This is a genomic window from Rhodobacter sp. (assembly GCA_020637515.1).
Taxonomy (GTDB): Bacteria; Pseudomonadota; Alphaproteobacteria; order Rhodobacterales; family Rhodobacteraceae; genus Pararhodobacter.
Genome location: JACKKG010000001.1, coordinates 1,005,416 through 1,017,500, shown reverse-complemented (window position 1 = coordinate 1,017,500; position 12,085 = coordinate 1,005,416). Strand labels below are relative to the sequence as shown.

At 66.2% G+C, this 12,085-nt stretch carries 14 protein-coding genes (1 of these 14 only partly in view); 8 read left to right on the top strand and 6 right to left on the bottom strand.

Translation table 11 applies throughout. From position 1 onward, the window contains the following. The 4 genes from pepT to H6900_04950 form a co-directional block, all read right to left on the bottom strand. Positions 1-1,117, bottom strand: partial view of a peptidase T gene (gene pepT / locus H6900_04965; GenBank protein ID MCC0072626.1) — the 5' portion only. The gene continues 122 nt to the left of window position 1, outside the view; 1,117 of the gene's 1,239 nt are visible here — the first part of the coding sequence; the start codon lies at positions 1,115-1,117; its stop codon lies beyond the left edge, outside the window. Between the two features lie 123 nt (positions 1,118-1,240). Further along, positions 1,241-2,401 carry a cytochrome P450 gene (locus H6900_04960; GenBank protein ID MCC0072625.1) on the bottom strand — a complete coding sequence of 387 codons (1,161 nt, stop codon included), beginning with the start codon at positions 2,399-2,401 and terminating at the stop codon, positions 1,241-1,243. Positions 2,402-2,528: 127 nt separating this feature from the next. Then, on the bottom strand, positions 2,529-3,491 hold the full coding sequence (gene mdh, locus H6900_04955) for a malate dehydrogenase (GenBank protein MCC0072624.1): 963 nt from the start codon (positions 3,489-3,491) through the stop codon (positions 2,529-2,531). Positions 3,492-3,626: 135 nt separating this feature from the next. Continuing rightward, on the bottom strand, positions 3,627-3,929 hold the full coding sequence (locus tag H6900_04950) for a hypothetical protein (GenBank protein MCC0072623.1): 303 nt from the start codon (positions 3,927-3,929) through the stop codon (positions 3,627-3,629). A gap of 156 nt (positions 3,930-4,085) precedes the next feature. Between H6900_04950 and H6900_04945 the strand changes: the two genes are divergently transcribed. The 4 genes from H6900_04945 to H6900_04930 are packed head-to-tail and all read left to right on the top strand — an operon-like array spanning position 4,086 to position 6,805. Further along, entirely contained in the window at positions 4,086-4,961 is an 876-nt protein-coding gene (locus tag H6900_04945) for a CoA ester lyase (protein ID MCC0072622.1), read from the top strand. Continuing rightward, on the top strand, positions 4,961-5,515 hold the full coding sequence (locus H6900_04940; protein MCC0072621.1) for an NnrU family protein: 555 nt from the start codon (positions 4,961-4,963) through the stop codon (positions 5,513-5,515). Before H6900_04945 ends, H6900_04940 begins: the two co-directional genes overlap by 1 nt. 4 nt (positions 5,516-5,519) lie before the next feature. Continuing rightward, positions 5,520-5,723 carry a DUF1737 domain-containing protein gene (locus H6900_04935; protein ID MCC0072620.1) on the top strand — a complete coding sequence of 68 codons (204 nt, stop codon included), beginning with the start codon at positions 5,520-5,522 and terminating at the stop codon, positions 5,721-5,723. Positions 5,724-5,776: 53 nt separating this feature from the next. Beyond that, positions 5,777-6,805: a MaoC family dehydratase gene (locus tag H6900_04930; GenBank protein ID MCC0072619.1), complete on the top strand. Its 1,029-nt coding sequence runs from the start codon at positions 5,777-5,779 to the stop codon at positions 6,803-6,805. Positions 6,806-6,933: 128 nt separating this feature from the next. Here the strand turns inward: H6900_04930 and H6900_04925 are convergent, their stop codons facing one another. Together H6900_04925 and H6900_04920 are read right to left on the bottom strand one after the other, a co-directional pair. Continuing rightward, complete coding sequence (locus H6900_04925; protein MCC0072618.1) at positions 6,934-7,149, bottom strand: hypothetical protein; 216 nt, start codon at positions 7,147-7,149, stop codon at positions 6,934-6,936. Between the two features lie 215 nt (positions 7,150-7,364). Continuing rightward, positions 7,365-8,084, bottom strand: a complete 720-nt coding sequence (locus H6900_04920) for a hypothetical protein (protein ID MCC0072617.1) — start codon at positions 8,082-8,084, stop codon at positions 7,365-7,367. A 600-nt stretch (positions 8,085-8,684) separates the two neighbouring features. On the opposite strand from H6900_04920, the gene sdhC reads away from it, so the two are divergent. Genes sdhC through H6900_04900 form a run of 4 tightly spaced genes read left to right on the top strand, consistent with a single transcriptional unit; the run spans position 8,685 to position 12,067 of the window. After that, on the top strand, positions 8,685-9,068 hold the full coding sequence (sdhC, locus tag H6900_04915) for a succinate dehydrogenase, cytochrome b556 subunit (protein MCC0072616.1): 384 nt from the start codon (positions 8,685-8,687) through the stop codon (positions 9,066-9,068). A gap of 11 nt (positions 9,069-9,079) precedes the next feature. Then, entirely contained in the window at positions 9,080-9,457 is a 378-nt protein-coding gene (sdhD, locus tag H6900_04910; protein MCC0072615.1) for a succinate dehydrogenase, hydrophobic membrane anchor protein, read from the top strand. A gap of 11 nt (positions 9,458-9,468) precedes the next feature. Then, a complete protein-coding gene (locus H6900_04905; protein MCC0072614.1) occupies positions 9,469-11,274 on the top strand; it encodes a succinate dehydrogenase flavoprotein subunit in 1,806 nt (601 codons plus the stop codon). Between the two features lie 13 nt (positions 11,275-11,287). Continuing rightward, positions 11,288-12,067: a succinate dehydrogenase iron-sulfur subunit gene (locus tag H6900_04900; GenBank protein MCC0072613.1), complete on the top strand. Its 780-nt coding sequence runs from the start codon at positions 11,288-11,290 to the stop codon at positions 12,065-12,067. Positions 12,068-12,085 lie beyond the last annotated feature (18 nt).

The following is a 12,085-nucleotide window of genomic DNA, read 5'->3' as shown; positions in this document are numbered from 1 at the left end:
GGCAGGGCACGCCCATTTCGGTCAGCCGCGAGCCGTCGGTGCCGCCGCGAATCGGCACCGAAAGCGGGTCGATCCCAAGGCTCCGCGCCGCGTCACGCGCCAGATCCACCGGGGTCATGTCGGTTTCCAGCCAATAGCGCATGTTGCGATATTGGGGCGTTATGGTGCAGGTGATCTCGGCGCGCGGCTCGGTTGCGGCGACGGCGTCGCAGACCTGGCGCAGCAGCGCACCCTTGGCCGCCAGCCCGTCGCGTTCAAAGTCGCGCAGGATGAACTTGATCCGCATTTCCGAGGCGCCGCCGTCCATGTCCGTGGCGTGGATGAACCCGTCGCGGCCGGCGGTCGTCTCGGGCGTCAGGGTTGCCTGCGGCAGGGTCTGGATGATCTTTGACGCCAGGTGAATCGCGTTCACCAGCTTTCCCGTGGCATAGCCCGGGTGGATCGACACGCCGCGAATCGTCACCACCGCGCCGTCGGCCGAGAAGGTCTCGAACTCGATCTCGCCCAGCGCGCCGCCGTCAAAGGTATAGGCGAAATCGGCCCCCAGGTCGGCGGGCAGGCGGGGATCGACACCACGGCCGATTTCCTCGTCGGGGGTGAAGGCCAGGCGCAGGCGGGGGCGCGCGACATCGGGGTTTGCCAGCATGTGCCGGGCGGCGGTCATGACGATCGCCACGCCCGCCTTGTCGTCCGCCCCCAGCAGCGTCAAGCCCGAGGCCGTGATGATGTCGTGCCCGACCTTCTGCGCGAGATAGGGGAACGCCTCGGGTGTCAGGATCAGGCCGGGGGCGTCGGGATAGGTGATCGCGCCGCCGTTGTAGCCCCTGATGATGCGCGGCTTCACGCCCTGGGCGTTGAACTGGGGCGCAGTATCGACGTGCGCCAGAAAGCCGACTGTCGGCCCTTCGACGGTGCCCGGGATCGTCGCCAGCACAGCGCCATAGGCCGTCAGCCGCACGTCCTCGGCGCCCATCTGCTGCAACTCGGTCACCAGAAGGCGCTGCATGTCCAGCTGGATCGCGGTCGAGGGGGCGGTCGGGCTGTCGGCATCCGACTGGCTGTCGATGGCGCAATAGCGGATCAGGCGGTCGGCGAGTTCGGCATCGAAGTCGGACATGGGGGGCTCCTTTTTTCCGGGATCGGACGCCAGCGCCGGGACAATGTCAACGCCCCCTCGTTGTGGCGCGAATCCCCGCGGGCGAAGCCCTCGGGCCGCGAAAGGCCGCGCCCACTGCCCCGGTCAATCCCATGCCACCGGCATCACCAGAGGCCCGCGAAACGCCCAGCCGCCAAAGCGCGTCTCGCCATCCAGCCTGAGGCCGGGAAGCCGGTCAAAGATCATCGGCATCGCCACATCGGCGATCAGGCTGCGCGCGGCCCAGGCGCCGGCGCAAAAATGCGGCCCCGCGCCGAAGCTGACCGCCGGCCCGCAATCCTGCGTCAGGTCGAAATGGTCGGGCCGCGCAAAGACGGCCTCGTCGCGGTTCGCCGAACCGAACATCAGGAACACCCGGTCCTCGGGTTCGAGCGTGACACCGTGCAGGACGTGGCGCTGCGCGACCCGGCGCGGCGACATGCCCACCGGAGCGATCCAGCGGGCGTATTCCTCGAACGCATCGAGCCAGGTCTTGGTGCCCTCGGTCACCAGGGCGCGCTGGTCGGGATGGGTCAGCATCGCCCAGGTCAGCCCGGCGATCACGTCGCGCGGTTCGTTCTGCCCGCCCGAGATCGCCAGTTTCACGTTGGCGCGGTATTGCGCTTCGGTCAGCCCGGCCTGTAGCTGCACCGACAGCAGCGAATGGTCGGGCGCGGCCAGCAGCGCGGGCACGCGCGCATCGATATAGCGGTCGATGGCGGCGGTGCAGTCGTTGCAACGCGCCGTCACCGCCGGGTCGCCGGCGTAGTTGGCGCACCCGTCAATCATGCCCTGGCTGACGCGGTCCATCTCGTCCCAGCCGATCTGGGTCAGCCCGGTGATGACCTTCAATGCCTCGCCGGAAATCCGCATGGCGATGTCGCGCACCATGTCGGCGCGGCGCACAGGGCGCAGATCGTCGAGGATCGCGGCGGTGAACCCCTCGAACGCATTGCGCCAGACGGTCTTGACCGTGCGCGGCGAGACTGTCGGAAAGATGGCGGCGCGTTCGGCCTGATGCGCGGCGCCGTCCTTGCGCATCATGTTCTGCCCCATGAGCTGCGTCATCAACCCGCCGGGCTGATCCGAGGAGAAGATCTCGATCTTCTTCTCGTTCTCGAAGACATCATCGCGGCGTGTCAGCAGGGTCGCGCCCAGTTGCGGCACGAACAGCACCGGACCGGCGGCGCGCATCGCCTTGAGCGTCGGATAAGGATCGGCCCAGAAGGCTGCGGGGTCGATCTCGAATACGGGGGCATCGGACATGGGGCCTCCTCCAGTCTGCGAGGAGGTAATCACCGACCGCGCAGCCCTGTCAACGCACAGACCCGCCCATGAAAAACGCGCGCCCCATCGGGGCGCGCGTTCCGATCCTTGCGCGAGCCGGCCAGCGTCAGGCCAGCGAGGGGTCGATCGCCTTGCAGGCCTCGACCAGGCCTTTCACGGCGGTCACCGACTTGTCGAACATCGCCTGTTCGTCGGCGGTCATCTTGATGTCCACGACACGTTCGATGCCACCGGCGCCGATGATCGTGGGCACGCCGACATACAGACCCTTCAGGCCAAAGGCGCCATCCACATAGGCCGCGCAGGGCAGCAGGCGCTTCTGGTCCTTCAGATAGGCCTCGGCCATCTCGATCGCCGAGGTGGCAGGCGCATAGAACGCCGAGCCCGTCTTCAGCAGGCCGACGATTTCGGCGCCGCCGTCGCGGGTGCGCTGGATGATCGCATCCAGGCGTTCCTGCGTGGTCCAGCCCATTTGCACCAGGTCCGGCAGCGGAATACCCGCGACCGTCGAATAGCGCGCCAGCGGCACCATCGTGTCGCCGTGGCCACCCAGAACAAAGGCCGTGACGTCGCGCATCGACACGTTGAATTCGCTCGCCAGGAAATGGCGGAACCGGGCCGAGTCGAGCACGCCGGCCATGCCGACCACCTTCTCACGCGGCAGACCCGAGAATTCGCGCAGCGCCCAGACCATGGCATCGAGCGGGTTGGTGATGCAGATCACGAACGCATCCGGCGCGTGCGCCTTGATGCCCTCGCCCACCGATTTCATGACCTTCAGGTTGATCCCCAGCAGGTCGTCGCGCGACATGCCCGGCTTGCGCGGCACGCCGGCGGTGACGATGCAGACATCCGCTCCGGCGATGTCGGCATAATCGTTGGTGCCGCGGAAATGGCCGTCGAACCCTTCGGACGGGCCCGACTCGGCGATATCGAGCGCCTTGCCCTGCGGAATGCCCTCGGCGATGTCGAACATCACGACGTCGCCCAGTTCCTTGATCGCGGCGAGATGGGCGAGGGTGCCGCCGATCTGGCCCGCGCCGATCAGCGCGATTTTGGGTCTGGCCATGGGAAGTCTCCGGTCAGGTTGCTGTTTCGCGTCCTGCCTAAGCCCTCGCCGGGGTCCGCGCAAGCCTCGCGGCAGCGCAGCACCCCGGATTGTGACGCTGTTATCGCTGCCAGCGTCGCATCCGGTGGGCCAGCCCTAGGCCGGGTTGCCCCGCGCGGGTTGCAGCCCCCCGGTCGCGACGAAATGGCGCCCGTTGGCCAGCAGGCAGGACCGGCCGTCGGGCAGCGAAAGAAGCAGTGTCCACTCGCCCGAGTCGCCGGCGAACAGTTCGATCGTGGCGCCCTGCGCGGCCTCGCCGCTGGCCAGGCGCGTCTGGCCGCGCTCGTCGATGACAAAGGCCAGAAGCCGCTCGCGCGCGGCGCAGGGCAGGGTCTGGGCGGCGCCCGGCGTGCCGAACGACAGTAGGGCGAGGGTGGCGGACAGAAGCGCGCGCAGCATGGCGGGACCTTTCCTGGACAGGGGCCCTCAGTCTGCACAAGACACGGCAAAGACCGCGCGAACACGGCGTTCTCTCTGCGATGCAGAAAATTAAGACTTGCCATTTGTGACTGCGTTTGATGCTCTGCGCGCAACTTTGTTTCACGAGAGAGAATCATGGACAGCCGCCCGTTCCGTTCCGTCCTGTATATCCCCGGCTCCAAGGAGCGGGCGCTGGACAAGGCCCGCTCACTGGCCGCCGATGCGATCATCTTCGATCTGGAGGACGCCGTCGCCATCGACGAGAAAGCCAACGCGCGCGAACTTCTGGCCAACACGCTGGCCGCGGCCGACTATGGCCCCCGCGCAAAGCTGGTGCGGATCAACGGCTTTGATACCGACTGGGGCGCGCTCGACCTCGAGGTTCTCTCGCTGGCGAAACCCGAGGCGGTGCTGCTGCCCAAGGTCAACAGCGTGGCCGACATCCAGGCCCTGGCGAACCGGCTGGACGCCCGCGCCGAGACCGCGAACACCACCATCTGGGCGATGATGGAAACGCCCGATGGCATCCAGAACGCCGCCAGCATCGCCAAGGCGCCACGCATGGCGGGCTTCGTCATGGGCACGAACGACCTGGCGAAGGAACTGAACTGCCGCTTCCGCGCCGACCGTCTGCCGCTGCAATTCGCGCTGCAATCCTGCCTGCTGGCGGCCCGGGCCGCGGGTATCGTCGCCGTCGATGGCGTCTACAACGCCTTCAAGGACGATGCGGGGCTGCGCGCCGAATGCGAACAGGGGCGCGACCTGGGCTTTGACGGCAAGACGCTGATCCACCCGGCGCAACTGGACATCGCCAACACCGTCTTTGCCCCCGACGCCCAGGCCATCGACCTGGCGCGCCGGCAGATCGCCGCCTTTGACGAGGCGACGGCAAAGGGCCTGGGTGTGGCCGTGGTGGATGGCAAGATCGTCGAGAATCTGCATATTGTCACGGCCCGGCAGGTTCTGGCCCGCGCCGAGGCGATCGCACAATTGCAGAAGGCTCTGGGATAATGGGATACGCGCTGCTCGTTTTGGGTCTGGTGTTGTGGTCCGGCAGTCACTGGTGGAAACGCCTTGCACCGGCCAGCCGGCAATCCGCTGGCGACTCGGGCAAGGGCCTGGTGACGCTGCTGTCGGTGGCCGGCATCGTGGCGATGGTGCTGGGTTATCGTTGGGCCCCGGTCGATCCGGTCTGGCCGGTGGACGGCGGGCTGCGCCACCTGAACAATCTGTTGGTGTTGCTGGCCTTTTATCTGTTCGCTGCCTCGGGCATGAAAACCGCCGCGACGCGGTATGTGCGGCACCCGCAGCTTTGGGGCGTGCGCCTGTGGGCGATCGCGCATCTTCTGGTGAACGGCGACCTGGCCTCGTTGATCCTGTTCGGCGGGTTGCTGGTCTGGGCTCAGGTCTCGGTCTATCTGATCAACCGCGACGCGCCCTATTGGGACAAGCCCGAGACGCCCACCGTCGTCAGCAAGGAGATCGCCGCCGTCATCGGCGCGGTCGTGGTCATGGGCGCGGTCGGCATGATTCACAAATGGCTGGGCTACAATCCATTCGGGTGACGCGATGAAACTGTATCGACTGCTGACCGAGGACGACACCTCGGCCTTTTGCCACAAGGTGACGGCGGCCCTGAACAAGGGGTGGGAGCTGCACGGCTCGCCTTCGTATGCGTTCGACGCGGGGCGCGGCGTGATGCGCTGCGCCCAGGCCGTGGTCAAGGACGCGCCGGGCACCTACACACCCGAAATCAAGCTGGGCGAGCAGTGACCGGCCACCACCTGTTTCCCGCAAATTGAAGGGGCGCCCCCGGGCGTGAGACCATCATGAAGACGAATTCCGGCCGGTTTTTCGAGGACTATACCGTCGGCCAGGTGATCCGCCACGCGGTGCCACGCACGCTGTCGGGCGGCGAGCGGGCGCTGTATCACGCGCTGTATCCGGCGCGCGGCGCGCTCTATTCCTCGGACGCGTTCGCGCGGGACTGCGGCCTGCCGCAAAGCCCGCTGGACGATCTGATCGTCTTTCATACGGTGTTCGGCAAGACCGTGCCAGACATCAGCCTGAACGCCGTCGCCAACCTGGGCTATGCCGAGGGGCGATTCCTGGCGCCGGTCTATCCGGGCGACACGCTGTCCTCGGTCTCGGAAGTGATCGGGCTGAAAGAGAATTCGAACGGCACGTCAGGGGTCGTTTATGTCCGCACCACGGGCCGCAACCAGCACGATGAACCGGTGCTGTCCTATGTGCGCTGGGTGATGGTGCGCAAACGCGATCCCGAGGCGCCCGCGCCCGTGGCCGTGGTTCCGGAACTGGCAAAAGCGGTCGCGGCTGCGGACCTGGTGGTGCCCCCGGGGTTGCGATTCGACCGTTACGACACCGACCTTGCCGGCGAAACCTATCGGCTGGGCGATTACGCGGTGGGCGAGGTCATCGAACACGTCGATGGCGTCACCGTCGAGGAAGCGGAACACATGCTGGCGACCCGCCTTTGGCAAAACACCGCCAAGGTGCATTTCGACGCCACCTTCCGGCCTGACGGGCGGCGGCTGATCTATGGCGGACACGTCATCAGCCTGGCGCGGGCGCTCAGCTTCAACGGGCTGGCGAATGCCCAGATGATGGTCGCCATCAACGGCGGCGCGCACGCCAATCCGTGTTTCAGCGGCATGACGGTCCGGGCATGGTCTCAGGTTCTGGACAAGGCCGAAACCGCGGCGCCCGGCGTCGGCGCCCTTCGCCTGCGGTTGGTTGCAACCAGTGGCAACGGCACGGATCTGCGCGGCGAGGACGGGAAATACCGGCCCGAGGTGTTGCTGGATCTGGACTATTGGGCGCTGATCCCCGTCTGACAGGCGCGCCCTGCCCAGGCCCTGTGGCCGCGCGCGGCCGGGCCGGTCACCGGAATGCCGAGAAACGAAAACGGGCGGCCCTGTCGGTGCCGCCCGTTTCAGTCGAGACGATCTTCAGCGTGCCCGTGTCAGTTGGGACCGAAGCTGAACACATAGTGGCCGCCGACGAGGGTGATCGTGACAAACGATCCGGGCGTGAAGTTGCCGCTCAAGGACGTGGGCACCGGAACCGGCGACGTTCCGGGCGGGGTCGGCGAGGGCGAGCCGGGGCCGGTCGCGGCGACGGCGGCCGAAGCGGCGGTCAGCGCCAGGGCGGCGGCGGCGGTCAGAAGAAGGGTTTTCATGGCGATACCTCGTATCTGAATTCTGGTTGCGTTACCGTTGCGGCCCGGTCAGGCGCACGGCGATGAGAAAACTCTGTCCCGCATGGCAACTCTGCGTTTGCCTTGGTCCCGGTCGCCGGCATCGTCTTTGCGGATCCGCCGACTGTGGGCAACGGGGTCAGCAGACCCCGCCAAGCGGATGCGAAGGCAGTTGGTCCTGCCTCCGCCAGGTCACATCAGCGCATCAGCGCAAAGGCCCGGCCGATATCGACCGCAAAGGTGGCGTTGCCCGAATCCTCGATGTTGCGGATCGAGAAGGCGACCGAGGCGCCGTTCAGCGCCGGCGGCTGCCACACGGCACCGATGACCGATTCCTGGCCGACGTAGCCGACGCTGGCGGCCCACTGGCCGTTCAGGCCGATGCCAAAACCGACGGCGCCCCGCGTGGTGCGGTCCGAACCGTTCTGGCCCCAGCCGGTGCCGACACCCGCCGAGAACATGGCCAGGCGCGAACCGACGCTGGTCGCGTAGCTGCCGATCAACGAGTAGGCCGGGTTATACGTCTTGATGTCGCCCCAGGCGCCCAGGTAGTCGGCGCGCAGAGCCGCCGAGAACACGCCGCGATCATTGGCCTGGAACATGCGGTGCACGCCCACCGACAGATGGCCCGACTGGCCGAAGCGGCGGAACGACGTCAGGTTGATGCCGACTTCGACACCCACGCCCGACACCGGGTTTCCGAACCCGAAGGTCGCCGAGGTCGCGGCGTCCCAATGGGTCTGGTTCGGCGCCACGCCGCGCAGTTGCTGGCTGTAGCTCCCCGAGAAGCCGAGCGCCACCACGTTGCCCGCAACGCCAAAGCCCGAGGGAATGCCCGCCATGCCGATGGTCTGCGCAGTCGCAGCCGGCGCGCCCAGCGCGATCGCCGCGGCAGTTGCAAGGAAAATATGTTTCATTAGCCTGTCTTCCTGTCCGTAACTGGCCACGTTTGCGACCGATGCTCGCATTTCGCCCTTTAGTGCCACCGCTCCGGCAAAAGTGTCAACGCCGCCATCTCATTTTGTCGATATTCGCGCCTCATTGCGGCAAGTGTGCAACGGCAAGGCGCGGTTGCCTTGGAAATTGCCCCTCAAGCGCGATAAATTGGCAAAAATCCGCTCGGAATGCCGGCTTTCGCCCCTGATTTTCGATCCAGGCGGCAAGGTCACGCAGTCTTGATGCGGCACCGCCTGGGCGCTTGCGAGTCGGTCGATACGGGACGGATCGGCTTTGTTCCACAGGGGTCCGCCCGATGTCGCGGGTGGCCCCGCCCACCACCGGGTCACGGGCGGAATGGGGGAAACGCGCCGCGGGCGGGCGAGAGCGCAATCTTGTGATCACAGTGCCGGAATGCGTGATCACATTTGCGGATTTTCGTCGAATTCCCGCGAATGTCGCCCGGTTTTTCGCGATTGGACGCGTGACTTGCCGGAAAAATGCGGTATGCAAACGGCAAAGCCAGCCGACCTCGGAGGTTCGTTCCCGGGGCCGGGCGCGCCAAGAGAGAGGGACCCATCATGGCTGACGTGAACCGGGGCAATCGGCCGCTTTCCCCGCACCTGCAAATCTATCGCCTGCCACTGGTCGCGAAGATTTCGATCATGACCCGGATCACCGGCGTCGGCATGATGGCCGGCGGCATCCTGGTGATCTGGTGGTTCGTCGCCGGCGCCTATTCGCCCGGGTATTTCGCCGTCGCCGACGGGCTGCTGACCTCGTGGTTCGGCAAGCTGGTGCTGATCGGCTCGCTCTGGGCGCTGTGGTTCCATTTCGCGAACGGCATCCGCCATTTCTTCTTTGATTTGGGCAAGGGCTTCGATCTGCCCGTGGTGGCCCGGTCGAACTGGTATGTGATCGGCGCCTCGGTGGTGCTGACCGTTCTCACGCTGATGCTGGTCTGACGGAGGGCGCCATGAGCTACAAGACCGACTATAACGCCGTCGCCGGGCTGGGCCGCGCCAACGAGGGCGTGCATCACTTCTGGATGCAGCGCCTGACCTCGATCGCGCTGGTGCCGCTGACGATCCTGTTCCTGATCCCTTTCGGTCGCGCCCTGGGCGGCGGCCATGAGGCGCTGATCGCCACCTATGGCCAGTTCGGCAACGCCGTCACCGCCATCCTGTTCATCGCCGTCGCCTGCTGGCACTTTGCCATCGGGATGCAGGTGGTGATCGAGGACTACCTCGACGGCGGCGCGCGGCTGGTGCTGGTGATCCTGACCAAGCTGTTCAGCGCGACGCTGGCCGTCTGCGGCGTCCTGGCCGTCGCCACCATCCTGTTCCGCGCCTGAGGACCGACCGAATGTCTGCTTATCAAATCGAACAACACACCTATGACGTGGTCGTGGTCGGGGCTGGCGGCGCTGGTCTGCGCGCGACGCTGGGCATGGCCGAACAGGGCCTGAAGACCGCCTGCATCACCAAGGTGTTCCCGACCCGCTCGCACACTGTCGCGGCGCAGGGCGGCATTGCCGCCAGCCTGGGCAACATGGGCCCCGACAGCTGGCAGTGGCACATGTATGACACCGTCAAGGGCTCGGACTGGCTGGGCGACACGGACGCGATGGAATACCTGGCGCGCTCTGCCCCCGCCGCGGTCTATGAGCTGGAGCACTACGGCGTGCCCTTCTCGCGCACCGAAGAGGGCAAGATCTATCAACGCCCGTTCGGCGGCCATACCACCGAGTTCGGCGAGGGCCCGCCCGTGCAGCGCACCTGCGCCGCCGCCGACCGCACCGGCCACGCCATGCTGCACACGCTCTATGGCCGCTCGCTGAAGGAAAAGGCGCAGTTCTACATCGAGTATTTCGCCACCGACCTGCTGATGACGGACGACGGTGAATGCACCGGCGTGCTGGCGTGGAAACTGGATGACGGCACGCTGCACCAGTTCAATGCCAAGACCGTGGTGCTGGCCACCGGCGGTTATGGCCGCGCGTTCTTCAGCGCGACCTCGGCGCATACCTGCACCGGCGACGGCAACGGCATGATCGCCCGCGCCGGCCTGCCGCTCCAGGACATGGAATTCGTGCAGTTTCACCCCACCGGGATCTACGGCGCCGGCTGCCTCATCACCGAGGGCGCGCGCGGCGAAGGCGGGTATCTGACCAACTCGGAAGGCGAGCGGTTCATGGAACGCTATGCGCCGACCTACAAGGACCTCGCCAGCCGCGACGTGGTTTCGCGCTGCATGACGATGGAGATCCGCGAGGGTCGCGGTGTCGGTCCGAACAAGGATCACATCCATCTGCACCTGAACCACCTGCCGCCGGAAACGCTGCACCTGCGCCTGCCGGGGATTTCCGAATCCGCGCGCATTTTCGCCGGGGTGGACGTGACCAAGGAACCGATCCCGGTGCTGCCGACCGTGCACTACAACATGGGCGGCATTCCGACCAACTACTGGGGCGAGGTGCTGAACGCCGACGGCCAGAACCCGACCCGCACCGCGCCCGGCCTGATGGCCGTGGGCGAGGCCGCCTGCGCCAGCGTGCACGGGGCGAACCGGCTGGGGTCGAACAGTCTGATCGACCTTGTGGTGTTCGGCCGCGCCGCGGCGATCCGCGCCGGCGAGATCATCGACCCCGCCGCCGCCAACCGCGACTCGTCCAAGGCCGCGGTCGAGGCCGCGCTGGACCGCTTCGACCGGCTGCGCCATGCCTCGGGTGGCACGCCGACCGCCGAATTGCGGCTGGAGATGCAGAAGACCATGCAGGCCGACGCCGCCGTCTTCCGCACCGACAAGTCGCTGGCCGAAGGGGTCGAGAAGATGAAGGCCGTCGCCGGCAAACTGTCGGACATCAAGGTGACGGACCGCTCGATGATCTGGAACAGCGACCTGATGGAAACGCTGGAGCTGGAAAACCTCATGCCCTGCGCGATGGCGACCATCGTCGGCGCCGAGGCCCGCAAGGAATCGCGCGGCGCCCATGCGCACGAGGATTATCCGAACCGCGACGATGCCAACTGGCGCAAGCACACGCTGTCGTGGGTCGCCGGGGCTGACGTGCGCCTCGACTATCGCCCCGTGGTCCTGGATCCGCTGACGCGGGAAGAGGACGGCGGCATCTCGCTGAAAAAGATCGCGCCCAAGGCGCGGGTTTACTGAGGAGGGCACGCAGATGGTTCAACTCACCCTGCCGAAGAACTCGAAGATCCGCACCGGCAAGACCTGGCCAAAGCCCGAGGGCGCAAAGAACACCCGGACCTTCCGCATCTACCGCTGGTCGCCCGACGATGGCGAAAACCCCCGTGTCGATACCTATTTCGTCGATATGGACACCTGCGGGCCGATGGTCCTGGACGCGCTCATCAAGATCAAGAACGAGATCGACCCGACGCTGACCTTCCGGCGGTCGTGCCGCGAGGGGATCTGCGGGTCCTGCGCGATGAACATCGACGGGCGCAACACCTTGGCCTGCATCTTTGGCATGGACGAGATCAAGGGCGACGTGAAGATCTACCCCTTGCCGCACATGCCGGTGGTCAAGGATCTGGTGCCGGATCTGACGCATTTCTATGCCCAGCATGAATCGATCATGCCCTGGCTGGAAACCAAGTCGAACACCCCGGCCAAGGAATGGAAGCAGTCGATCGAGGATCGCGCCAAGCTGGACGGTCTGTATGAGTGCGTCATGTGCGCGTGCTGCTCGACCTCGTGCCCCAGCTACTGGTGGAACGCCGACCGCTATCTGGGCCCGGCGGCGCTGTTGCACGCCTATCGCTGGATCATCGATTCGCGCGACGAGACCACGGGCGAGCGTCTGGACGATCTGCACGATCCGTTCAAACTGTATCGCTGCCACACGATCATGAACTGCGCCTCGACCTGCCCCAAAGGGCTGAACCCGGCCAAGGCCATCGCCGAGATCAAGAAGATGATGGTCGAACGGGTCGTGTGATCCACGACACCGCAAACC